This is a genomic window from Silvimonas amylolytica, from assembly GCF_014645555.1.
Taxonomy (GTDB): Bacteria; Pseudomonadota; Gammaproteobacteria; order Burkholderiales; family Chitinibacteraceae; genus Silvimonas; species Silvimonas amylolytica.
On the sequence record NZ_BMLY01000003.1, the window covers coordinates 99,445 to 123,181 of the forward strand.

Sequence of the window (23,737 nt, forward strand, 5' to 3'; positions counted from 1 at the left end):
AGTCGCATAACGGCTGGCGCACGTGTATCGGGAGTGATCATGAACGTTGGTTTGAATAGTCCTGTTGCTTCGCCGTTGGCTTCCTCGTCGCTACAACGCGCACCGCAGGCCAATGACAACCAGACGCTGGGACGTACGCAAGACAACAACACGCACGACGAAGTGCGCGCGGCATCTGCGCCTGGCCCCGCACCCGCCACGCCGGTCAACAACGGCGTAAGCTCCGTCAATGGCAGCACTACGGTCAACACGACGCATTCGGTCAACCAGACCAACCAGATCGCCGCCAATAACGCCGCGCATCAGGCTGCTCAGGCACAGCAAGCTGCAGCCAATACTGCACAGAACAACAACCCGACCTACAACACGCTGGGTCAGCGCGTAGGCGGCACGGTGAACACCACCGCGTGATCAAGTGACCGCTATTCAGACAAAAAACCCGCCGCTGGCGGGTTTTTTGTTGGGCGCAGTTTGGCTTGCCTGCCTCATATGGCATGCTCCGCGCAACGCAGTGCAAAAACAAAAAGCCAATCTGGAGGATGACATGAAGCGCATTCGTCGTAGCTTGCTGCTCAGTATCGTAGCCTGCCTGACCCTCGCCCAGGCCCACGCCGACCCTAAACCCGTCACCGTGACCTGTGCTACCACCAAAGGCGACCTCGACATTACCGTGCAACCGGCCTGGTCGCCGCTGGGTGCGGCGCGGTTTTTGCAGATGGTGGACGACGGATTTTTTGCTGATGTGCCGCTGTTCCGGTGTGTGAACAACTTTATCTGCCAGTTTGGCGCGATGCCACCGCAAGCGCATGCCAAAACATATGGCACGATTGCGGACGACCCCAAACAACCTGCATTGCGCCCGTTCAAGCGCGGGTATCTGAGCTTTGCCGGGGCGGGCGCCAATACACGTTCGACACAGATGTTCATCACACTGGGCGACAATATCGGCGGTCTGGGTGAGCAACCTTGGGAAACCCCATTCGCCCAGCTCACACCCGCCAGCATCCAGAATACGATGGCGCATTTGAACACGGGCTATGGCGATATGCCGCCTTGGGGCAAAGGCCCTGATCCGCAGAAGATTGCAGCCGCGGATGGCACGGCGTACCTCAAACAGAATTTCCCGCAGCTGGATTACATCAAAAGCTGCAAGCGGCGCTAAAGGGCGTTAGTCATGCCCCGGCTGCCAGGCCTCATGTGCCGGAATCTGCGGCCCATGCGACAGCCATGGCACGGTGTGACTGGCCCAGATAACCAGTTCTGGCATCTGGCCCGGGTCGTCATCCAGCGTAGCGACGCGCAGGATCACCGCATCGCGCCCGTTGCGCTGGGCAATCAAGTGCGTACCGCAACGCGAGCAGAAATAGCGCTTCTTGCCCGGCGACGACTCATACGCGGTCAGGGCGTCTGCGCCCTTTATCCAGCGGAAATGTGCATGCTTGACCAGGGCTGCCGTATTGAACGCGGCCGCGTGGGCTTTGCGGCAGGTGTGGCAGGCACAGTGTTCGATGGGTGAATCGAGCTGGCTGATTTCGTATTCGATGGTCTGGCACAAACAAGAACCGCGCATGAGATCGCTCCAGGGGCAAGACTCGCAGTCTAGTGCTGGTCGGTGTGTTTGTCAGGGCCAGAGGCTTCGCCAGGCGCTTTGTTTACCACCCTGTTGCGGCCATTGCGTTTGGCTTCATACAGGGCGTCGTCGGCACGACGGATGAACTGGGCGATCTGTTCATCCATGCCCATGACGGTGACGCCAAAGCTGGCAGTAATACGCATGCCAGCCGGCCAGATAACCTCCGTGAGCGATTGGCGCATACGCTCCGCGCGGCTGGTTGCAGTCTCCAGCGTGGCGTTGGGGAAGAACAACACCAGTTCTTCGCCGCCCCAGCGCACCAGATAATCGCCTGCGCGGATCTGGGTTCCCAGCAGTTGGGCAAACTGTTTGAGCACCATGTCACCGACTTCATGGCCGTGCGTGTCGTTCACCGCTTTGAAGTGGTCAATGTCCACAAACACCATGGCCAGCGGTTTACCCGTGTGGCGGGCTTGTTCAGAGGCGCGCAGTAGTTCTTCCAGCACGCCGGCGCGGTTGCGGATGCCGGTGAGCGGGTCACGCTGGGCCTGTTCAGAGATCTGGATTTTTTCCAGATGCAGGGTGTCTGCCAGATCACGCAAAGACCGTTCGCGTTCGCGGCTTTCGGCAAGGCTGCGGTTGAGGCGGGTCTGATCCTGGATCAAGGCGCTGGCGCTCAGGATGATCCAGCACAGCACCAGTAATGTGGCGAGTTTTTCACGGCTGATCCATTTGCCATGAAACGCAATGTAATCAATGCTCACCCGGTGCAGGCCGGGTTCCTTGAACCCTGCGGTGGTCACGCTGATCATCGGCACATTGTGCAAATCCACCGCACTTTGTTGCAGCGGAATATGGTGTTCGTCCAACCACCATTCGGCCACGCTGAAGAGTTCAAACGGGATAGAGATGATCTCGCCGCCCGTTTTCGGCGTAAAACTGACAAGGTTGTTTTTCCAGGTTTCCGGCGTGTCGAGCTTGCTGTAGAGCGGATCAAAATTGCGTGCCAGGAAACGCACCTGACGACGGCCCGGGCCCTGATAATCCAGCTTGATGTCGACCCGATCATAATCTGCCAGATCGATCCCCTCGGGCGCCTTCGCCAACTGGACGTCCAGCTCGCAATAGGGCCATTCATACCGCGTGGTCAGCGTGCAATCCATGCGCATGCGGTGGTCTTCGGGCTGATAACTGGCCTGAGAGTAACCAGCCGGGTCTTTCTGGTTGTCCCCGTCGCTCACTACGCTGATGGGATACCCACTGCGCGCATCAATATAGAGCACGCGATCCATGCCCCAATGCTGCCAGGCCATTAGCAGCACAGACAGTAGCAACATCAACAGCATGGCAAGGCGATGAAACCCTGTAAAAGACATGGTTACCCTTCCTCCCCCTTTGTGATCGGTTGTGTCGTATTCCGCCAACCTGATCGCTTGTGCTTGTAAGTTAACTCTCGATCATTTGCGCACCACCTGGCAAGTTCTGAAGGAGGGAAGGCATCTGAAGCACCTCACCGGCATAAAAAAAGCGTGCCCTGGTGGCACGCTTTTGATTCCTGGGGACGCGCGGCTTCAACCGCGCTTGGGAATGGACAGCCCGCGCACAACGGCCGGGCGTTCGACAAAGGCCTTGAGAACGCGTTTGACGTTGGCGAAGTCTTGAATGCCCACCAGATCACCTGCTTCATAGAAGTTGATCAAGTTGTTCACCCAAGGCCATGTGGCGATGTCGGCGATGGTGTATTCGTCGCCCATGATCCAGTCACGGCCGGCAAGGTGTTGATCCAGCACGCTCAGCAAGCGGCGGGACTCACTGATGTAGCGATCACGCGGGCGCTTGTCCTCAAATTCCTTGCCAGCAAATTTGTGGAAAAACCCCACCTGGCCAAACATCGGGCCGATCCCACCCATCTGGAACATGACCCACTGGATGGTCTGATAACGAGCGGCCGGGTCTGCAGGCAGCAACTTACCGGTTTTCTCTGCCAGGTAAATCAGGATGGCGCCAGATTCAAACAAAGGCAGTGGTTTGTCGCCCGGGCCGTGTGGGTCAAGAATTGCCGGGATTTTGTTGTTGGGGTTCAGCGAAAGAAACTCGGGCGACATCTGGTCATTGGTATCAAAGCGCACCAGATGGGGCTCGTAGGCCAGTCCGGTTTCTTCGAGCATGATCGACACCTTCACGCCATTGGGCGTGGGCAGTGAGTACAACTGCAGGACATCCGGATTTTGGGCAGGCCATTTCTGGTTAATCGGGAATGCAGACAGATCGGTCATGATGATTTCCTGGCAGGGTATCTGTGGTTGATGCGGCGGTTTTCGGTATGCCGCCCGGGTATCCGTGTCGGCGAGCAAATGTCACATCCTGGCTAGATGGGCGCAGCTTGTCGCATTACAACCACCCAAGGCCGTATTCCAGATTGTTGCCTGATCAAATGTGATGGATTTTGCCCAATCCGGTTTGAATGACGCCAGCATTGTTGCTTCGCACAAAAAGGAGGCTGGAGAAGCCTGCTGTTTGTCAGGAATCTCAATGATTTCTCTACATTTTTTCCCTAATCGTCATCAAACTGTCAGTACTTGCATGATTATTAAATGCTAATATTTTGCCGAAATCAGCATTTCTCACGTTTTGATTACGTTATCAGCAGTAAATCTATCCAGTACCCGGTTTGGTGTGACGTTTACTGGTCGTTGTCCCGTTAGCGGTTTGACTTCTGGTTTTCCCTGATTAATCAAAGTAATAAAAGCAGTCCAGGCGCAGGCGTGCCCCAATAGGCGCGTGATGTGCCATGGAAAAGGCATGCTGGATGAACTTCCTGGTTGAAGACGCCACCCGATTTACAGTGAGCTTTCCACTGAGTCAGCAAAGTGTCCTGTTCTGGATCTTTGCCAGTTTCGTGGTCCATATCTGTCAGCGTTTGGTGGAACAAGCCGGCACGGTCGTTGATTTGCCGAGCCGGCGGTTGAGCGTCTCACAATCGGCCATGTGCATCGGTTGTCTGGTGTGGGCGCTGGATGTGGTGGGGTTCTTTATGTATCCGGGCCTGGCGCATGAAGGATTGCAACTCACCCCGGCGCTGGGCGCGCTGTTGATCATGACGGCCAGTGCGCGCCTGAGTGTGCCGCACCTGAGTCGTGCCAGTGATGCGCGCAAAGTCACGGCCGCCGGCCTGGCTCTGGCGACCGGCATGGTTTGCGCCCATATCACACTGGTGGCGGACTATGTCCACGGCCAGGTCCGCGTTAACCCACTTGCCCTGGCGACATCGATTGGTCTTGCGGTCACCCTTGCGGTCGCGATCGCCCTGAGACACCGGTTGGCCCGCTTGCGCGCTGTACGGGCAGAATTTCGTTCGCTTACCTGGCAAGAGGCCACACTGGCCGGTGCTGCCATCGTGCCGTTGCACTGGTGCCTGATCAATATCTTTCCCATCCAGGCGAATCAGGGCATCCGGAACGGGGAAAGTGTCACGCTGCTGATCACCTTGCTGGTGTTCGGGCTTGCCGTGGGTATCGATCAATTGCAGAACTTGCGACACGAACAGTCGCGGCAGTTTTTGCTGAACCGGGCGCTGGCGCTGGTGCGCTCATCGCCACGCCGCGTGGGGACGGCGCAGGATATTCAGTTATCGCTGATTGCAGACCGCCTGCCAGAGTTGATTTCTCCTGATCATTTACAGATGTATTTCCAGCCGATTGTTGCGGCCGACGGTCATGTGTGCCACCAGGAAGCGCTGTTGCGCATTGCCGATCCGGTCATGGGGTCGATTAGCCCGGAACCCTTTTTTCTGGCCGCTGAGTTGCAGGGCAAGACAGTAGAACTGGATCGCATGATCTTGCAGATTGTCATTGGACATATGCAGAAATGGCAGTTGCAGGGTTGCTCCATGACAGTTGCGGTGAATGTCGCCCCCGTGACGCTGGTCGCTGAAGGCTTTGCGGATTGGCTGGATGACACCCTGCGGCGCCATGCGCTGTCACCGCAGTATCTGAAGCTGGAGATGACTGAACACGCCATCATTGCGTCTGGCGAGACCATGGTTGAGGCGATGACCGCCCTGCGCAGTCGCGGGCTGGGTGTGATTATGGATGATTTTGGCGCCGGGTATTCTTCCCTCGGCGTGCTGGCAGCACTGCCGATTGAAGGCATCAAGTGTGATCGTTTGTTTGTGCGCGACTTGCAGCATGACCCGCGCCGCCAGGCCATGTTGCGTCATATTGTGGCGCTCTCGCGCGAACTGGGTTTGTCGGTGACCGCAGAAGGTGTAGAAAGCCGTGAGGAGCTGACGGCTGTGGCCGATGCGGGTATCCGCAGCTTTCAGGGGTATCTTTTTGCGGCGGCACTCCCTGCGTCCGAGATCATTGCGTGGCATCGGCAGAGCCTTGGGCTAGCGCCATTTGGCCTGATCCGCAACGGCAAAGTCAGCCCGGCCTGAGGCCAAAAAAAAGCCCGCACGAGGCGGGCTGGAAGGAGCGACCGGCACTGCCATGCCGGTATCGACGAACATCAAGGGCCGGCTTTGCACCGGCCCGCGTTGACATCAACGCATCAGGGGTAAGAAGGCAGGGTGGAGATCTGCGACGCTGTATTGGCCGTCGCCCCGGTGTTATTGATGACGTGAGTGATGGTACCTACGCCTCCCAGTGACACCGTAGTCAGGTCATGGAACTTCACACCGGCTGTTTGTGGTGCTTCAAAGCCGTTGTTCAGCACGATCGCGTTGTTGGTGTTGAAGAAGCAGTACACCCCGACGCCCCACGCCTCATGCGTGGTCACATTGCTGGATACCTTGTACGAGGCATAGCCGTTCTCGCCGTTGTACATCCAGTCAGATTGCTGCGCGACGTCGTACGGTGCTTCGCTCTGATAGAAGTACACGCGGCCACCGTTGCCGTTCCACAATGTCTGGAACTGCTCGTAGTGCTCGACAGCCAGGCCATACAAGGTTGCATTGGCACCGTTGACCACCAGCCCGTTCGTGGCCGGGTTCACTGTCCAGCCCACACCGTTGCCATGGTCGGCACGCCAGAGCCAGAAGTTGTCACCGATCACATCGTTGCTGTTGATGACCAGGGTCTGCGTCGCAGAGGCCGCCTGCACGCCACCAATCCGGAAGTACAGATCGTGCAGCGAAACCGGGTTGGCGGCGTGGCTGACACCGCTGACGCTGGATCCAATTTTCAGCAGGGCAGGCGAGGTCCGCGCACCGGCATCAAACAGCAAGCCGGCTACTTCGACGCCATCGACATCTGCCACATCCATGATGTCCTGACCGGAATCGGCCTCCAGCGTGGCAATACCCAGACCCAGAATGATGGTGTTCGGGTTATTGACGCGCAGGGTGTCATTCAGGTGATAAACACCCGGCGTGAACAGAATGTGCTTGCCTGCTGCCAGCGCAGCATTGATGGTCTGTGCAGTGTCGATGTTTTCCTTGGCCACGTAGAACTGGCTGAGCGAGATCGACTTGCCGGCCGGTGTTTTGTTGTACCAGGTGGTGCCCTGAGTGTTGGTCGTCAGTGCCGGTACAAACACACTGTAATTGCCGTTGTTATCAATTTGCAGGAACGGTTTTTCACGCACAACCGGTGTCTGCGGCACAACCGTGTACGGCGGGTTAGGCCACGATGCAGCAGGCGCATTCACGTCGCCCACAAACACCATGTTCCATACACCACCCACCCAGCTACCCCATTGGGTGTTACGGCTGATCCACTGCTGTTGCGAGCCGGAGCTGATCTGGCCGTCAATCACGGTATCAGAGATGAACCCGCCGCTGCTCCAGCCGCAGTATGGCGAGCACAGCGTGACGCCACCCTTGATATGCATGCGGCGCCATGGTGCCGCTTGCGATACCGCCCAGCGATCAGTCCCGCTGACCGGTGTCACCGCCAGGTTGGCCGCTGCTCGCCAGAAGTTCTGCGTGGCATTGCCATCGGCCAGCCAGTCGGCTTCGACATGGACATCCTGCAGGTTGGTGTTATCCGGCGAAGCGCCCAGACCCAGTACTTCTGTGTAGAAGCCAACGTTCACGCTGACCGCGTAATTGCCTGGTTTGAACAGGAAGGCATAACGCTGCGTGCCGAACTGGTTGGTCACCTGGTTGTTGAAGACGGTATCTACCTGGCTCTGGATGCTGGATGCCGACATGCCCGGATCAAAGATCAGCACATTCGGGCCGAAATCAACCGGGCCGCTGGGCGTTGGCGCTGGCGTGGGTACCGGGGTCGGTGCCGGAGTAGGCGCAGGTGTCGGCGCGGGAGTAGGGGCCGGGGTTGGGGCGGGTGTCGGTGCAGGCGTTGGGGCAGGTGTCGGGGCAGGTGTCGGGGCAGGTGTCGGGGCAGGCGTCGGTGTCGGTGAAGCACCGGCATAGGTCAGCGTTTGCTGTGGCGTGTCGGCCGCTGAACCGTTGGCCTGGCCAATCGTGAACGAATACTTGATGACCGCACCATTGGCCAGTCCAGTCACCTGATACGAGTTATTGGTGCCGTTGTTGGTCATGCGCACATTGAGTTGACCACCGCCGTTGACGGTGTAGTGAATGTCAGCCCAAGTGCCCCCATTGGCGTAAAAGGCCACCACGCCACCCGTCAATTGCGTCGCACCGTAACTGGCCGCTGGGGTTGGGGCTGGCGTGGGCGCTGGCGTTGGGGCGGGTGTTGGTGCAGGAGTAGGCGCTGGTGTCGGCGTAGGTGTTACCGCGCCGGTATAGGTGAGCCTGGCCCATGCCGTGTCCTGTGCCGAGCCATCGGCCTGGCCTACGGTGAATGAGTAAGTCACGACTGCGCCAGCCGGAATACCAGTCACCGTATAGGTGTTGCTGGTGCCGCTGTTGGCCATACGCACGTTGAGCTGACCGCCGCCTGCGACGGTGTAGTGGATGTCCGCCCACGTGCCGCCATTGGCATAGAACTGCACCGAGCCGCCACTTTGTTGCGTGTAGCCGGTGCTGATCGCTGCCGCTTGCACCACGGGGGCAATGGCCATTGCGCTGCTGACCAGCAGCGGTCCAGGTGCCATGGTGAGTGTCGCCAGCGCGAGCGCGATAATGCGTTTTTTGCTGGCGCTTTGTTCCCGGTTATTTTGCATCTGTTGTCTCCTCCATCGAAACGACGGCTTGAAATCCATTTCATACTCATTGCAGCCTTGGGCGGAGACAAGTAAATGCTTTACCCTACATGTCTTGTTTGTTACTAGGTTCTGACTAGCAAGTGCGCCATCCAAACCGGGTTTGGTCGTTATTTTATGACACGTGTACAGCCGATGAACGTAGCAAGTTAGTGCATAACCGGCAGCCAGATGCACGCATGTGGGGCATTGATTTCAGCGTGGCCAATGCTGTTCTGCAACATGATCCGGGCCACACGCGGACATGCCAAAGCACACGACACTTTGTAAGTGTTTGAATGGGAAAGCCTTGCCAGGCAAGCCATTGCTGCAGATAGCTGGCTGCTGGCGAGTCGGGCTCATGTACGGAAGAAGAGAGGCTTGATGCTGGAAATCTGAAAACGTTTTCAGATTTTTGGACGGCATTGCGCCAGTTTTATGCACGGATAAACGGCGCACGCTCTAGAAAAGTGCTTTCTTGGGGCTTTCAGTGTGGGGCGCTGGGTAAAGCGGGGGAGAAGCTGTGTTGCCCGCGCGGCGCGGGCAACACATCCCGTCAGATTCAGATCTGGTTGGCCATTTCTGGCACAGCGGGGGTAGCGAGGGGGCTGGCCGGATTAAGATGACAGCGACGGCGGCCATTGAGCAGCTTTTCGAAGAGCACCAGATACGCGCGGCCCATGGTGTCGAGGCGATGGTGTTGTTCGTAGTAGTCGGCAGCACGTGCCACCATGCTTGCTACCCAGTCCGGTTTATCCAGCAACACGCTGATATTGTGCGCCAATGCGGCGGCATCGCCGGGTGGACTGGTCAGGCCCCGTTCTTCGGCGAGCAATTCCTTGAGGCCGCCAGCATGGGTTGAGGCCACGGGGATGCGGGCGCTGAAGGCATCCAGCACGCTGCTGCCCAACCCCTCTTCGCGGGAACTCATGACAAAGACGTCAAACAGGCCAAACAGGGCTTCGACTTGTTGTTGATAGCCGGCAAAGACAAAGTGATCCTGCAACTGCAATGCAGCAACACGAGCGCGTACTTCAGCGTCCAGTTTGCCGGTACCAAAGTGCACGAACACGAAGTCATCGCGCTGTTTTTTGAGTGCTGCAATGGCATCGACCAGCATCAGCGGATCTTTGTCTGCTGCCAGCGCGGACGTCGTTGCGACGACCTTGCGCCCGGCAATGCCCAGACTGGTTGCCATGGCCGCTATCCGGGCCGCGTCTGCTATCACGGGCAGGGTGGCATCGGGGATGACGGGTACCTGCTCGACGCCGACGGCCTTGACGCTATTGGCGCAAGCGTCACTGATGGCGACAACCAGATCGGTATGTCGGTACTTGAATCGCGTTAGTGCACCTTTGAGGCGGAACGCGACCCGACGGGAATAGATGACCGGAGCACCGTGCAACCAGCGGGTCAACACGGCCCAGGTCAGCATATGGCCGGTCTGCACATGTAGTACGTCGTAGAGCCGGCCATGGCGGATCAGAAAGCCCAGAACGCCGCCAGCACCATTGCACTCATGCACCACAAAACCGGCTTCACGCGCCCGGCGCCCCATATCACTGCCCGCGCGGGACAACAAATGCACCGTATGGCCTTCTTCTCTAAATTGCAGCATGGTCAGAAACGTTTGCCGTTCTCCGCCGCGCCAGCCATTCTCGAAATTCAGTTGCAGAATATTCACGATTTCGCCTCGTTTCGTCCTAGCTGCGCCAACTTGGCGTAGCGGCAGAAATTACCGATGCCGGCGGTAACGGCCAGCAAAAATCCTTCTCGTCCATCCAGGAAGCCGCGCTGGAAGGTGTAATGCCGGAAAAAAGTCCAGAAGCCTCGAAAACAGGCGCCCAGCAGCGTGCTGCGTTTGCCAGCCGCGAACTTGGCCCGGGCTGCGTCACTGGAATAGCGATTGATCTTGGCCAGTACGCTTTCCAGGTCCGGATAGCTGTAATGCAAGAGGTGATGCCGCAATCGGCCGGTTTTTCCCTGAGCAATCAACCGTTCATGCACGGCGACATCGGTAAAGCGCGCGCTACCGCGACGGAACAAGCGCAACACCGGGTCTGGCCACCAGCCGCTATGACGGATGAACCGCCCGCAAAAGCTGGATAGCCGCGGCATTTCATAGGCATCGAACTGTGGCTGGCTGATCGTCATCAGGATTTCGTCGCGCAATCCCTCGGGTACGCGCTCATCGGCATCGATCGAGAACACCCAGTCGCCCTGCGCCAGATCCAGTGCCCGATTCTTCTGCGGGCCAAAACCCGGCCAGTCCGTCTCAAGTACCTTTGCGCCCATTTCCCGGGCCAGTGCCACGGAGCCATCTGTGCTGCCGGAGTCCACCACGATGACTTCATCAGCAAAGGCGACAGAGGCCAGGCAATCGCGCAGATTGGCGATTTCGTTGTGGGCAATCAGGATGACGGAAAGGCGCATAAAACAAACTGAAACCGTAAGCAGGGAGTAGAAAACCAGTTACAAATGCAAGCAATGAAAACAGCGCATGTGTGACGTGCCGGGAAGATAGACTTTGTTTCTTAAGGAATGCTGAAGAAAATGCCGGGTGTTTGATTTAGGCAAGTTTTTGTCAAAAAATACCGGGATACCCGATATTTCTTACATTCGGTCAGCCAGGTAAAAGGTGTGCGCGTTATAGTTCGCGCTCACCTGTTTGCTGGATCTGCCATGCCTCGTCTTCCCCGCTCTTTGGGCGGCCGTCTGATGACTTACTGCCTGATCAGTCTTGTGCTGATTACGACCATCGTGCTGGGCGGTGGCTATGCCATGGCACGTCAACGCAGTGAGCGCTGGTTTGATCATCGGCTCAAAGAAAGCACAGAGTTGCTGCTGGCGTTTGAACTGGATAAAGCCAGCCCTAACCATGTCGGTCCACATGCAGCCAGCTTGCCGATCGGGCCCTTCGCAGTGCAGATTTTCGGACCGGATGGCAAGTTGCTGTTTGCCTCGCTGAATGCGCCGAAGTGGCCATTTGTGCGCCAGCCGGGTTACTCCAATCGTGATATCGGGGACACTACCTGGCGGGCTTATACCGAGTGGGATACGGATGGCGACTTCCAGGTTCGGGTGATGGAAGACTATGCCGACCACGACCAGTTTCTGCATTTGTTGGCCCGGCGCCAGATAGTGACTCTGTTACTGGTGTTGCCGGTGGTGGCCGCCGCACTGTTTTACAGCGTGCGACGTGGTTTGCAGCCGCTACGTGATCTCTCGCAGCAGCTCGATGAGTTCGACCCCAATCATCCACAACACTTCGAGACAGAAACCCTGGTCGAAGAACTTCAAAAACCGGCCATTGCGCTCAATGCCTTGCTTGACCGGGTGGACGCCATGCTGGAGCGTGAGCGGCGTTTTACTTCTGATGCCGCACACGAATTACGCACGCCGTTTGCCGCGCTGTTGGTACAAGCGGAAGTCGCGCGAACCACGCTTGGCGAAGACCGTCGCGAGCATGCATTGCGGGCGGTGGAAGAGGCCGCACGGCGTGGTGGGCATCTGGTGGAACAACTGTTGGCGTTGGCTCGGCTGGATCGGGCAGAGCGTCTGCCGCGGGAAATCTTTGATCTGGCCAGCCTGAGCCGCAATACCATTGCAGAGCTGGCGGGCCGGGCCGCAGACAAGGATCAACAGTTGAGCTTCACTGCGCCGGAGCGTTTGTTGTTCATTGGTCATGCGGTCGCCGTTTCAACCGCGCTGCGCAATCTGGTGGAAAACGCCATCCGCTATACGCCGCGCACAGCGCAGATCAGCGTGACACTGCAAACCAACCCGGGTGGTGTGGAGTTACTGGTACAAGACAACGGCCCAGGTATTGAGCCTGCTTTGCGTGAACGGGTGCTGGATCGTTTTTACCGCCCGCCTGGTGCGGCGGAGGATGGTTGCGGATTGGGTCTGTCGCTGGTGGCGCAGGCGGTGACCCTGCACGGCGGTACGCTCATCCTCGAGGACGCTCCGCAACAAGGTTTGCAGGTGCGCGTGAGCTTGCCACATGGGCCCTTGGCCGTGGCAGTCTAAGCCGTTAGCCCGGTACTCTGGCATGGCGCCAGGCTTGGGGTGTCATACCGAAGTGCTGCCGGAAGGTGCGGGTAAAATAGCTGGCCGTAGCAAATCCGCATGCCCAGGCAATTTCTTTGCCGGCCAGCGCCGGGTCTTGCAGCAAATGCGCTGCACGTTCCATTCGCAAGCGATTGATAAACCCCGCAAGGTGCTCCCCGGTGCTTTGCCGGAACAGGTGAGAGAGATAATCCGCCGTGCAGCCAACCTCTGCTGCCAGTGCCTGCACACTCAATGCCTGATCGCCCAACTGGTTCTGGATCAGCACCCGCGCATGGGCGATGAGTGCCGGTTCGGCGTGCGTGGTGGTTTCTTCTGCATCGTCCAGCGCCTGCAACACCCCCAGCGTCGCGGCAGCCAGTAACGATCTTGCCTGTGTTTGAGCCAGTTCTAGCCTGTGCGACACGTTGCCACGGCCCAGCCTGGCTGCATCGGCAAGCCAGCCATGTATGCGCGGCGCCTGGGCATGATTGCGTGCTTCCAGATGTTCAATCCCCGGCTTGCCGGGGCTGACTTCCCGGGCAAGATGGCAAGTCAGCGCCGGCCCTTCGGCGTAGATCACGATATTGCAGAATGGTGTGCCATCGGCCGGGGCGACATGCTCGGCGTGCAACTGGCGTGGCGGCATCAGCAGTAAATCGCCAGCCCGCACCGTCAATTCGCAATCCACAAACCGGAACGTGGTCGTACCGCTGACTTGCAGGAACAACTCTGGCGCCAGATGAAAATGGCCGTCGCCCCGCGCCAGTAAATCCGCGTTTTCCGGTGGTAGCAGCACAGCCTGGCCGGCGCTGGCCAGGCGTTGCCCAAACGCCAATAAATGCTCGCGCATGATCTGCCCCTGACCGGGCGAACTGGTACGCACGCTTTTCAGCGGGCTGGCCGCTTTGGCCAGCTTGAGCCAGCTATCCGGGTTTTTTAACATTCTTTGCAGTTTTATCGCATTGATTCAGATTGAGACATCCTGCGGGGCAGGACTAATCTTGCAACACCTGATGACGGTGGATGCACCAGAGAGCGCCGATTCATGTGCACTTGCAGCATCCACTCTTGCCCAACATGTCGACCAGCCACGCTGGTTCTTATCGCGGAGTCTCATTGTGTCTAAATCCCGTATTTCTGTCATTGTGTGGAATGAATTTCAGCATGAACGGCAGAACCCGGCCGTAGCGGCGATCTATCCGGATGGTCTGCACATGGCGATTGCCGGCGCCCTCAAGGAAGTGCCGGCCCTGAGTCAGGGGGCATTACCGCTTGAGGTCAGCACCGCCACGCTGGACCAGCCAGAACATGGTTTGTCAGAGGCACGCCTCGCAGATTGTGACGTGCTGATCTGGTGGGGCCACAAAGCCCATGCGCAAGTCAGCGATGAAATTGTGGAGCGCGTGCAAAAGCGGGTGCTGGAAGGCATGGGATTGATCGTGTTGCACTCAGGGCATTTCTCCAAAATTTTCCGCCGCCTGATGGGGACCAATTGCTCATTGAAATGGCGTGAGGCTGATGAGAAAGAGCGCCTTTGGGTCGTCGAGCCTTCTCACCCCATCGCTGCAGGCCTGGGGGAGTATTTCGAACTGCCCTATGAAGAAATGTATGGCGAGCGCTTTGATATTCCGCAGCCAGATGAACTGGTGTTCCTGTCCTGGTTTGAAGGCGGTGAAGTGTTCCGGTCTGGCTGTTGCTGGCAGCGCGGCCACGGGCGCGTGTTTTACTTTCGTCCGGGGCATGAGGCTTACCCGACCTATTACGACCGCAACGTACAGCAGGTATTGGCCAATGCCGTGCAGTGGGCTGCGCCGCGCGTGAATATCGTAGACATTTGTCCGAACGCACCTGCGCTGGAACCCATTGCCAAAAAGGATGTGACGTTTTCAAAAGTGGGCTTCGTACAGGGAAAGGGGGACATCTGATGAGCACAACACAAGCAACACGGTTGCGGATTGGTGTGGTCGGGCTGGGCATTGGCCGCAAACATATTCAGGGCTGGCAGATGCATCCGCAGGTGGAGGTGGTCGCCATTGCCGACCCGGATACTGAGCGTCTTGCCACCGTGGGCGACGAGTTCGCCGTACCTGGTCGCTACGACAGTCTGGAGGCGATGCTGGCAGCAGAAAAGCTGGATGTGGTCAGTATCTGCACCCCCAACAAGTTTCATAAAGCGCTGACGCTGGCAGCGCTGGCGGCGGGCTGCCATGTGCTGTGTGAAAAGCCGATGGCGATGAACGCTGATGAAGGCCGCGAAATGCTGGCGGCAGCGAAGCGGGCGGGCAAACGCCTGATGATCAACTTCTCTTACCGCTTTAGCGCGCAATCCCGCGCCTTGAAAGCACAGGTCGATGCAGGTGTGTTTGGCGATTTCTACACCGGTCGTACCGTCTGGCACCGCCGCCGCGGCATGCCCGGGTTTGGTGGCTGGTTTGGCACCAAAGCCTTGTCTGGCGGTGGTCCGCTGATTGATCTGGGTGTGCACCGGCTGGATCTTGCCTTATGGCTGATGGGCTACCCGAAACCGGTCTGGGTGTTGGGCAACACCTATAACCCCATCGCCGGTGAACTGGCGCGGCAGTCGGGCAAGACCTTCGATGTGGAGGATCTCGCCAGTGCGTTCATCCGCTTTGAGAACGGCGCAACGTTGTCACTGGAAGCCTCATGGGCGGCCAATATCAAAGAAGCCGATCTGATGGAAACCCGTTTGCTTGGGACCCGCGCCGGTTTGCTGCAACACAATCTGGATGAGGGTTATACGTTTGATGCGCACATCTTCACCGAGCAGCACGGGGCAGGGCTGGATATTCATGTGCATCCACCCAAAGAAGAAGGGTTGCCGGCCATGTACGAAATGGCAGCAGCGATCCTGGCGGACCGGCCTCACCCGGCTTCAGGAGAGGAAGGGCTGATTGTGATGGAAATTCTGGATGCGATTTACGCCAGTGCAGAGACTGGGGCGCCGGTGAAGATCGGGTAGGTGTGCAGGGTGGATTCGGAGCGATAGCGACAATCGGCCCTGGCTGCCACAAAACTGTGAATCCAGCACCCGGCAAGGCAAGCCAGTGACACTCAATCCAGTAACTCACACCAAAAAAAACGCGCTGACCTCCTGGCCAGCGCGTTTTGTTTTGACAGCCAACAATCACCAACCCATCAGATCTGCGAATTGGTCGTGGCGTTGAACTGCACGCCCAGGCTTAATTCCAGGTTCTTGATCGCGTCTTCCAGCACCGCAAAGATCGTGGCGCGGTCGATGGCGCTGGATAGATCCAGCGTGCTGCTCGCCACCACGCTGTGCTGCTGCAGTGCTGTGGTGTACGCCGCTTGTGCCGAAGCCGCCGGGATAAACGCGCCCTGGCCGCTGCTGTTCACATAAGACAGTGTCGTGAACACGTTGCTGAACACATTACCCAGTGTGGTCATGTTGAAGGCCACATGGTTGGTCGGCGTAGCCAGGGTGGTGGCGCTGGTGGTCGGGATGGGCAGGTCGTAGAACTGGTTCAGGTAGTAACGCACCTGATACGGATATTGTTGATAGGTATCCGATTTGCCCCAGACTGAACTCCAGTCGTTCACTTGCGCCACCGTGGCAGCGGTGGCGGTTGCGCCCAACTGGCTGTAGCTGGACATCAGCGTGCCGTAATAGCCCTGGTTGTAGGCCACGTTCAAGAGCACGTCGAAGAAGTTGTTTGGCAAGCTCTTGAAGTTGGTCAGCGTGTTGTCGAACGCCGGTTGCCATGGGGTCGTCCAGCCGCCAGTGCCTTTGCCGATCTCAACCAGCGCCACCATGTCGTTGTAATGGAAGTACGCGGTCAGCATCGGGCCGTAGTACTTGTTGTTGAACGACGGCGGTGTGGCCTTGGTGTACTGCGTCGGGGCATCGGCCAGCGTGTAGCCAATGTTCTTTTGCAGCGCGATGAAATTGATCAGCGAGTGACCAGCTGGCGTGTAGCTACCAGAAACCATATCGGCGGCGTAGTTGTTGATCTGGTATGGGCCGCCCTGGCCTGCACCCATCACGGCTTGCTGGTCAGACGAGGGGTCAATCAAGTTGCTGCTGGCCTGATAGACCTGGGTTTCCAGGTTTTCCTGCAACAACTGCCCCAGTACCGAGCCGTACAGATAGTCTTTTTCAAACTGCAGACCCGGGTAGTACTGCTGCACCAGGTGGCCATACATCACGCCGGCGATCATGTTGGACATGATCAGGTCGGTGTAGTTATCGCCATCCAGCGTCAGGCTGTCTTGCGCCGTACCAGCGCCCAGCAACAGGTGGAAGTTGATCTTGCCGGTGGTGGTCACTGCGCCGGACGGCGTCGGAGCGGGTGTTGGCGTTGGGGTCGGAGTCGGAACGGGCGTGGGAGTGGGGACCGGTGTTGGGGTCGGCGTTGGCGTGGGGACAGGCGTCGGTGTCGGGATCGGCGACGGGCCGCAGTTGCCGACGGCGGTCCACGGCTGACCAGTACCGATGGCGCCATTGTGTGTGGCTGGCTCGTTACCCTGGGTCCACCAGTTGGCCTTGTAATTGACATTGCCTTCGCTGACGGTCGCACCGCCTGAATAAGCGGTGGCGCTATTCCAGAGCGCGTAGCAAGTGGTCGGGGCGGGCGTCGGCGTGACAGTGGGCACCGGGGTTGGTGTGGGCGCCTGGGCCGGGGCCTGGGTTGGTGCGGCGGTGGGCGCTGGCGTCGGCACCGGTGTCATTTCCGGGTAGGGCGTGGGTACCGGCGTGGGCGTTGGGGTAACGCTTGGTGTCGGGGTTGGTACCGGAGTGGCTGCCTGCGTGACAAACCCCAAGTCCTTCCACAAGCTTGGCGTGGACGCCGGGTTCCAGTTCGCGCCGACGTAATCTGTTTGCGTTACAAGCGCCTCATAAGCATGGCTGCCGTAATAGACGACAGTACCGGCGGTATATGTCCCGCCGTCTTGCCAGGCGGCAATGGCAGCGGTTGCATGCTGGCTGACCAGCAAGAGAGGCAGTGTCGCGCCAAATGTCAGGGCGCACAGGCGCGCCAAACGGCGCATTTGCGGTTTGTTCATCGGTTCCATTCCTCTTTGGTGTTACTCGTTGGTCTTGTATTGCCTTGCATGGGCAAGGCTGGCGTCAGTTTATCTGCTGCTTTTTGGGTTGCAGCCCTGACGGGGATGAGCGGAAGAGTCGGTCTGCCGGGTGGCTCGGCCAACGGTGACGCAATGAGGGTTTGGTTGACCCAGAAGCGAAAGTTTTTTAGTTATTGGTGATCAATAATCAACAATGTTGTGCCTTGAGCATGGTTTTTCTGCGCGAGTCGTTTGCGCACACTGCGGCATGTTCCATCTGCCGGAGAAACCTCATGCCTATTGCTTTGCTGGCGCTGACCATCAGCGCTTTTGCTATCGGCACCACCGAGTTTGTGATCGTTGGTCTGATCCCTGATATTGCCGCCAATCTTGGCGTTTCTTTGCCATCAGCCGGTTTGCTGGTCAGCCTGTACGCGCTGGGCGTGGCGGTTGGTGCGCCGGTGCTGACTGCGCTTACCGGCAAGCTGCCGCGCAAAACATTGCTGGTCTCGCTCATGGTCTTGTTCACGCTGGGCAACCTTCTGGCCTGGCATGCGCCGGGGTATACCTCGTTGATTGTGGCGCGGATCCTTACGGGGATGACGCACGGCGTATTTTTCTCGATTGGCTCGACCATCGCGACCAGCCTTGTGCCGCGTGAGAAAGCCGCCAGCGCCATTGCCATCATGTTCACCGGGCTGACCGTGGCGCTGGTGACCGGTGTGCCACTGGGGACGTTCATTGGCCAGCACTTTGGCTGGCGTGAAACCTTTCTCGTTGTATCCGGCCTGGGTGCACTGGCGGTGGCTGGCAGTCTTGCTTTTGTGCCGGCCAGTATTCCGCGCAATACGCCGGTTTCGCTGATCAAACAGCTGGATGTAATGCGTCAGCCACGCTTGTTGCTGGTGTACGCCATTACCGCCCTGGGTTACGGTGCGTCATTCATTGCCTTCACCTTCCTGGCCCCCATGCTGCGTGACATCACCGGTTTTGGTCCCAATGCAATCAGTCTGGTCTTGCTGGCCTATGGCGTGTCGGTTGCGGTGGGCAATATCTGGGGCGGCAAGCTGGCGGATCGTCTTGGTCCGGTGGGCGCGCTCAAGCGGATATTCCTGCTGCTGGCGCTGGTGTTGCTGGCATTGACGTTCACTGCGCCGCATCCGGTGCTGCTGGTGGCCACCGTGCTGGTCTGGGGCGCTGTGGCGTTTGGCAATGTGGCAGGTTTGCAGGTGTACGTCGTGCAGCAGGCTGAGCACTTCGTACCGGGTGCAGTCGATGTGGCTTCTGGCCTTAATATTGCAGCGTTCAACGTGGGCATCGCAGCGGGGGCCTGGGCGGGTGGGCTGGTGGTGGAACACTTTGGCCTGATGCATACGCCCTGGATCGGCGCATTGCTGGCACTGGGCGCGCTGGGGCTGACCGTGTTGTCTGGCCGGCTGGATGAGGCCAACCCTATTCCCGTCTCAGGCCGGCCGGCGATCGTGGCCGGCCACTGATCGGTCTGCACCATCCTCTGATCCCCAATCGAGTGTTGGGGATTTTTCATGACTGCTGAATAATAAGGGACATTCAGTCGGGTATTTTCAAGGCAGAGAGGAAAACGTGGATCGGCTTAACGACATGCGCTTGTTTCTGGATGCAGCCAGCCTGGGCAGCTTTTCTGCGGCCGGGCGCAAACATGGTTTGTCCCCCGCCGCGTCCAGTGCGTGTATCCAGCGGCTGGAGGCTACCCTCAAGATTCGCTTGTTTGAACGCACCACGCGCCAGTTGCGCCTGACGGACGAAGGCCAGATTTACCGCGCCTACAGCCAGCAAGTGCTGGATTTGCTGATTGAGGCCGAACACGCGCTCCAGGCCGGTCGGACCGAAGTCCAGGGTGTCGTGCGGATCTCGGCGCCCTCTGATCTTGGTCGCAATGTGTTGCTCACGGCGCTGGATGCGTTTTCTGCCCAATATCCGGAAGTGCGTTTTGTGCTGTCGCTGACAGACTCCACTGCCAACCTGGTCGGGGACGACATTGATCTGGCCGTGCGTTATGGACAACCCGCAGACAGCAGTATGGTGGCGCGCCAATTGTTACCCAGCCAGCGCGTGGTGTGCGCTTCGCCAGATCGCGTCGCGCAGACCGGCGTGCCAAAAACGCCCGCCGATTTGCAAGGGCTGCCGGCGCTGGTTTTGGTGACCGGGGCCGGCCCGATGAATGAATGGCGTTACCGTGAGAACGGCCAGAGCGCCAGTGTGCGGGTAGAGGGCGTGCGCCATAGCAATGATGGCGAGGTGATCCGCAAATGGGCGCTGCAAGGCTACGGGTATGCCTGGAAATCCCGCCCGGATATTACGGCGGACCTCGCGGCGGGCCGGCTGGTCACGGTGCTGGACGAATACTTTACCGACCAGGCACCGCTTAACCTGCTGTACCACGCCAACCGCCTGCAGCCTTTGCGCCTCAAATTACTGATTGAATTTTTGATGGCGCAATTTGCCGGGCATACCATCTGATCCGCCCGGCCAGCCTCATCACGCGTAGGCAGGGTAGTCCGTGTAACCCAGGTGGTTGCCACCAAACAGGCTGGCGCCGTCCGGTTGGGCCAGCGGCAGGTCACGCGCCAGGCGGCGCGGCAAGTCAGGATTAGCGACAAATGGGCGACCAAACGCCACAAGGTCAGCCAGTCCCTTCGCCAGAATGACTTCTGCGCGCTGTTTGTCATAACCACCGGCGACAATGATTTTGCCGTGGAAGAGGCGACGCAGTTCGTGGCGGAAGTCTTCGGGGATGACCGGTGCATCGTCCCAATCGGCTTCTGACAAGTGGATATACGCCAGCCCCAGCGGGTCCAGTTTTTCAGCTGCATGCAAAATCGTCGGGACGATATCCGGGTCTGTCATGTCTTTGAAGGTGATGTAAGGGGCAAGACGCACGCCGACTTTGTCCGCGCCAACTTCATCGGCCAGTGCCGTCATCAACTCCACCAGAAAGCGTGTCCGGTTGTCGCGGGAGCCACCGTACTGGTCGGTACGCTGGTTTGAAACACCACGCAAAAACTGGTCAACCAGATACCCGTTGCCGCCGTGGACTTCCACACCGTCAAAACCCGCCGCAATGGCATTGGCCGCGCCCTTGCGGAAATCAGCGATGATGCCGCCAATCTCATCGGCGCTCAGGGCGCGTGGCATGGGGCAATCCACCATGCGGCCTACGCCGTCATCGCCCACGATCCACACTTGCGTATCTTTGGGCTGAATGGCCGAGGGCGCCACTGGCGGCTGGCCGTTGTGGAACACGGGATGAGAAACACGGCCTACGTGCCACAGCTGCAGGAATATCTTGCCCCCTGCCGCATGGACGCGGTCGGTCACAGTCCGCCAGCCGGCGATCTGGTCGGCGCTGAAAATGCCGGGTGTAAATGAATAGCCCTGGCCTTGCTGCGAAATCTGCGTGGCCTCTGAGACGATCAATCCGGCGTCAGCGCGCTGGGCGTAGTACTCGGCCATCAGTTCGTTCGGGATATTGCCTGGCTGCGTGGTACGGGCACGCGTCATGGGGGCCATCACCACGCGGTTACGCAGGGTGGTGGCACCCAGTTCCAGCGGATCAAAAAGGGTTGTTTGAGTCATGATGTTTCCTGTGTGTGAAGAGAGTTATTCAAGGTGAAACGGTGGGCGGGGTCAGCGGTGCTTCCAGCTCCAGCACCACGCCGCCGGGCAATTCAACAAAAATCTGTGCCGCGGGTTTATCCGGGTGGCGCCCGGCCTGCCAGCGGTAACCACTGGCGCGCACTCGCTCAATGACGGTTTCGGCGGCTTCGTCAGTCCGGAACGCCAGGTGCGCAAAAGTCACGTGCGGTTGGTTTCCCGGTTGGCCCAGCAGGTGAACCACGGCTTGATCGCCCTGGTACAACCATGTGCCGTCAAAACCAAAGTCAGGTCGATAACCAGGTTGCCAGCCCAGGACATCGCCAAAAAAGCGGGCGATCTGATCCTGGCCGCTGGCCCTCAGGCTAAGGTGATCAAAAGTCCAGGCCATGGTGGTCCTCCTTCAGCATCGCTTTACGGTTTGACGATGCCCATCTGTTGCAGCAGCGTCAGGTTGTCTTCCAGATGCCAGTTTTCGACGATGCGACCCTCCGCGACGCGGTACAGGTCAAATGCCTGGAAGTCGATGGTCTGGCCGGTGCCCTGCACGTTGCCGAATTGGCCGGTGAAATGACCCTTGAAATGCAGATGAACGGACACGCGATCCTGACTGACGACAACGTCATCCATCTCGGCGGTCAGATCAGGCACGGCGGTGCGGAAACCGGCAGAGGCCTGGCGCGGTCCTTGCGGCCCTTGTACGCGGCCAGCGGGCAGGGTGCGGTCGATGAAATCAGGAGAGAGTGCCTGGTCGGCATAGCGGGTGTCGCCGGTATTCCAGAAGGCGGCGTAACGGCGGGCGGCCAGAATGACGCTGGCGCTGGTATCGGCGTCGGTTACCGCAATGTGATGCGGTTGCGGCAACACATTCGTATCAGCCAGTGCGGGCAGGCTAAGGGTGGCGGCCAGGAAAGACGAGGCCAGAAGCAGTGTGGGCAAGCGCATGATGATCTCCAGATGCAGTTGGGCTGTTGATGACTGCATTCTGGGTCTGCTTGCTCATTCTGATAATTGGCCTCGTTCAGGAATGATCTTCTTGTCTTGTTTGAAAATGCCAGGTACTAACGGGCAGGTTTGATGAACTTGAGCGTCATGCGATCAGACTCACCAATCGCCGCAAAGCGCTCGCGATCCTGATCGCCGCCTTTATAGGAAGGGGGCAACGACCAGACCCCGTTCGGGTAATCTTTGGTGTCTTTGGGGTTGGCGTTAATGTCCGATCTGGCAACCAGTTTGAAACCGGCGTCCTGTGCCAGCTTGATCACGGTGTCTTCCGAAACGTAACCGGTATCGATCATCTGCTGTAACGAGGTTCCCGGCGCAGCCCGGTGTTCTTCCACACCCAGTACGCCGCCTGGCTTGAGTGCACGATAGAACGCGGCAAACGCGGCAGGCGCGGAGCCATCTTTGAGCCAGTTATGCACGTTGCGAAATGTCAGCACGACATCTGCGCCGCCGGCCGGACGGATGTCTACGCGCTGCGGTGGCTCGAACGTCAGTATCGCCGCGTGACTGTAGAGATCCGGTTGGTGGCTCAGCGTGTTTTCAAAACCAGCCACTTCGTCGGCTCGCTCTTCATCCATCTCTGGCGCGACTTGCGCGGCATAGTAACGACCATGCTGGTTCAGGTAGGGCGCCAGGATCTCGGTATACCAGCCGCCACCGGGCCAGATTTCAACCACGGTTTGATCCGGCCGCAGGCCAAAGAACGCGAGTGTTTGCGCCGGGTGCCTGTAGACATCCCGCTTGACTCGCGTCGGGGTGCGCTGCGGGCCGGCAACCACCTCCTCCAGGGTGAGCGTAGTCCCGGCCTGTGTCATCAGGGGCAGGGCGATCGACAGCGCGATGCAGCCGCGTGCCAGCAAAGAGGTCAAATTCATCAAGGAACTCCCATAAGGTATAAGCCTTGTATAACGCATGATCCATGCCAGCGCTGGCTGGTATCAGAAGGCGGTGGTGCTGGCCGCAGTGTGTCAAAACCGGCAAGCCACGCCACCATTTGCTGCAAATGCGGCAGTTGCCAGGGTCGGTGTTTCAGGGTTCGATGGTGACGCCACGCCAGAAAGCGACCCGGTCCTTGATCTGTTTTGCTGCATCTTTCGGGACCGGGTAGTACCAGACCGCATCCGGATTGCGCTGGCCGCCAACGTTCAACGTGTAATAGCTGGCTTCGCCTTTCCACTGGCAGGTCGTGTGTGTGCGCGAGGGTTCGATCAGTGCGTCATTGAGTGCGGCGCGAGGAAAATAGTGATTCCCCTCGACCACCACGGTGTCGTCACTATCTGCCAGTACCACGCCGTTCCAGATGGCTTTCATGAGTTGTTGCTC

Annotated in this window: 21 protein-coding genes; 8 read left to right on the forward strand and 13 right to left on the reverse strand. The window is 58.7% G+C overall.

Annotated features, from left to right (window positions below; genetic code table 11):
• Window positions 1–39: 39 nt before the first annotated feature.
• Window positions 40–411 carry a hypothetical protein gene (locus IEX44_RS10235; RefSeq protein WP_188692827.1) on the forward strand — a complete coding sequence of 124 codons (372 nt, stop codon included), beginning with the start codon at window positions 40–42 and terminating at the stop codon, window positions 409–411.
• 133 nt (window positions 412–544) lie between these two features.
• The gene (locus IEX44_RS10240; RefSeq protein WP_188692830.1) at window positions 545–1,162 is read left to right on the forward strand and encodes a peptidylprolyl isomerase; all 618 of its coding nucleotides are present in this window, start codon (window positions 545–547) and stop codon (window positions 1,160–1,162) included.
• 6 nt (window positions 1,163–1,168) lie between these two features.
• Here IEX44_RS10240 and IEX44_RS10245 read toward each other — a convergent pair whose 3' ends face one another.
• The 3 genes from IEX44_RS10245 to IEX44_RS10255 all read right to left on the reverse strand — a co-directional run bounded on the left by IEX44_RS10245 (window position 1,169) and on the right by IEX44_RS10255 (window position 3,849).
• Window positions 1,169–1,570 carry a GFA family protein gene (locus tag IEX44_RS10245; protein WP_188692832.1) on the reverse strand — a complete coding sequence of 134 codons (402 nt, stop codon included), beginning with the start codon at window positions 1,568–1,570 and terminating at the stop codon, window positions 1,169–1,171.
• Between the two features lie 29 nt (window positions 1,571–1,599).
• Window positions 1,600–2,949 carry a GGDEF domain-containing protein gene (locus tag IEX44_RS10250; RefSeq protein ID WP_188692834.1) on the reverse strand — a complete coding sequence of 450 codons (1,350 nt, stop codon included), beginning with the start codon at window positions 2,947–2,949 and terminating at the stop codon, window positions 1,600–1,602.
• A 195-nt stretch (window positions 2,950–3,144) separates the two neighbouring features.
• The gene (locus IEX44_RS10255) at window positions 3,145–3,849 is read right to left on the reverse strand and encodes a glutathione S-transferase N-terminal domain-containing protein (protein ID WP_188692836.1); all 705 of its coding nucleotides are present in this window, start codon (window positions 3,847–3,849) and stop codon (window positions 3,145–3,147) included.
• Window positions 3,850–4,382: 533 nt separating this feature from the next.
• Here IEX44_RS10255 and IEX44_RS10260 point away from each other — a divergent pair.
• Window positions 4,383–6,011: an EAL domain-containing protein gene (locus IEX44_RS10260; RefSeq protein WP_188692838.1), complete on the forward strand. Its 1,629-nt coding sequence runs from the start codon at window positions 4,383–4,385 to the stop codon at window positions 6,009–6,011.
• Between the two features lie 113 nt (window positions 6,012–6,124).
• On the opposite strand, the gene IEX44_RS10265 is transcribed toward IEX44_RS10260, so the two are convergent.
• From IEX44_RS10265 to IEX44_RS10275, 3 genes are all read right to left on the reverse strand, one after another.
• Window positions 6,125–8,665: a pectate lyase-like domain-containing protein gene (locus IEX44_RS10265; RefSeq protein ID WP_188692840.1), complete on the reverse strand. Its 2,541-nt coding sequence runs from the start codon at window positions 8,663–8,665 to the stop codon at window positions 6,125–6,127.
• A gap of 580 nt (window positions 8,666–9,245) precedes the next feature.
• Window positions 9,246–10,367, reverse strand: a complete 1,122-nt coding sequence (locus IEX44_RS10270) for a glycosyltransferase family 4 protein (protein ID WP_188692841.1) — start codon at window positions 10,365–10,367, stop codon at window positions 9,246–9,248.
• The gene (locus tag IEX44_RS10275) at window positions 10,364–11,116 is read right to left on the reverse strand and encodes a glycosyltransferase family 2 protein (protein WP_188692845.1); all 753 of its coding nucleotides are present in this window, start codon (window positions 11,114–11,116) and stop codon (window positions 10,364–10,366) included. The genes IEX44_RS10270 and IEX44_RS10275 overlap by 4 nt, the downstream gene beginning before the upstream one ends.
• 249 nt (window positions 11,117–11,365) lie before the next feature.
• Between IEX44_RS10275 and IEX44_RS10280 the strand changes: the two genes are divergently transcribed.
• The gene (locus IEX44_RS10280; protein WP_188692848.1) at window positions 11,366–12,712 is read left to right on the forward strand and encodes an ATP-binding protein; all 1,347 of its coding nucleotides are present in this window, start codon (window positions 11,366–11,368) and stop codon (window positions 12,710–12,712) included.
• A gap of 4 nt (window positions 12,713–12,716) precedes the next feature.
• Here IEX44_RS10280 and IEX44_RS10285 read toward each other — a convergent pair whose 3' ends face one another.
• Entirely contained in the window at window positions 12,717–13,676 is a 960-nt protein-coding gene (locus IEX44_RS10285) for a helix-turn-helix transcriptional regulator (RefSeq protein ID WP_229678942.1), read from the reverse strand.
• A 175-nt stretch (window positions 13,677–13,851) separates the two neighbouring features.
• On the opposite strand from IEX44_RS10285, the gene IEX44_RS10290 reads away from it, so the two are divergent.
• Together IEX44_RS10290 and IEX44_RS10295 are read left to right on the forward strand one after the other, a co-directional pair.
• The gene (locus IEX44_RS10290) at window positions 13,852–14,658 is read left to right on the forward strand and encodes a ThuA domain-containing protein (protein ID WP_229678944.1); all 807 of its coding nucleotides are present in this window, start codon (window positions 13,852–13,854) and stop codon (window positions 14,656–14,658) included.
• Entirely contained in the window at window positions 14,658–15,713 is a 1,056-nt protein-coding gene (locus IEX44_RS10295) for a Gfo/Idh/MocA family protein (RefSeq protein WP_188692851.1), read from the forward strand. Before IEX44_RS10290 ends, IEX44_RS10295 begins: the two co-directional genes overlap by 1 nt.
• A gap of 176 nt (window positions 15,714–15,889) precedes the next feature.
• Here IEX44_RS10295 and IEX44_RS10300 read toward each other — a convergent pair whose 3' ends face one another.
• A complete protein-coding gene (locus IEX44_RS10300) occupies window positions 15,890–17,776 on the reverse strand; it encodes a carbohydrate-binding protein (protein ID WP_188692854.1) in 1,887 nt (628 codons plus the stop codon).
• A 293-nt stretch (window positions 17,777–18,069) separates the two neighbouring features.
• On the opposite strand from IEX44_RS10300, the gene IEX44_RS10305 reads away from it, so the two are divergent.
• Together IEX44_RS10305 and IEX44_RS10310 are read left to right on the forward strand one after the other, a co-directional pair.
• A complete protein-coding gene (locus IEX44_RS10305) occupies window positions 18,070–19,272 on the forward strand; it encodes an MFS transporter (protein WP_188692857.1) in 1,203 nt (400 codons plus the stop codon).
• Between the two features lie 106 nt (window positions 19,273–19,378).
• A complete protein-coding gene (locus tag IEX44_RS10310) occupies window positions 19,379–20,275 on the forward strand; it encodes a LysR family transcriptional regulator (protein ID WP_229678946.1) in 897 nt (298 codons plus the stop codon).
• An 18-nt stretch (window positions 20,276–20,293) separates the two neighbouring features.
• On the opposite strand, the gene IEX44_RS10315 is transcribed toward IEX44_RS10310, so the two are convergent.
• The 5 genes from IEX44_RS10315 to IEX44_RS10335 all read right to left on the reverse strand — a co-directional run bounded on the left by IEX44_RS10315 (window position 20,294) and on the right by IEX44_RS10335 (window position 23,725).
• Window positions 20,294–21,391, reverse strand: coding sequence for an alkene reductase (locus IEX44_RS10315; protein ID WP_188692860.1), 1,098 nt, complete (start codon window positions 21,389–21,391; stop codon window positions 20,294–20,296).
• Between the two features lie 28 nt (window positions 21,392–21,419).
• Complete coding sequence (locus IEX44_RS10320; protein ID WP_188692862.1) at window positions 21,420–21,800, reverse strand: VOC family protein; 381 nt, start codon at window positions 21,798–21,800, stop codon at window positions 21,420–21,422.
• Between the two features lie 23 nt (window positions 21,801–21,823).
• Window positions 21,824–22,393: an ester cyclase gene (locus IEX44_RS10325; RefSeq protein ID WP_229678947.1), complete on the reverse strand. Its 570-nt coding sequence runs from the start codon at window positions 22,391–22,393 to the stop codon at window positions 21,824–21,826.
• Between the two features lie 77 nt (window positions 22,394–22,470).
• Window positions 22,471–23,289, reverse strand: a complete 819-nt coding sequence (locus IEX44_RS10330) for a class I SAM-dependent methyltransferase (RefSeq protein ID WP_188692865.1) — start codon at window positions 23,287–23,289, stop codon at window positions 22,471–22,473.
• A 154-nt stretch (window positions 23,290–23,443) separates the two neighbouring features.
• Window positions 23,444–23,725 (reverse strand): DUF427 domain-containing protein, encoded by a 282-nt coding sequence (locus IEX44_RS10335; RefSeq protein ID WP_188692870.1) that lies wholly within the window; start codon window positions 23,723–23,725, stop codon window positions 23,444–23,446.
• Window positions 23,726–23,737 lie beyond the last annotated feature (12 nt).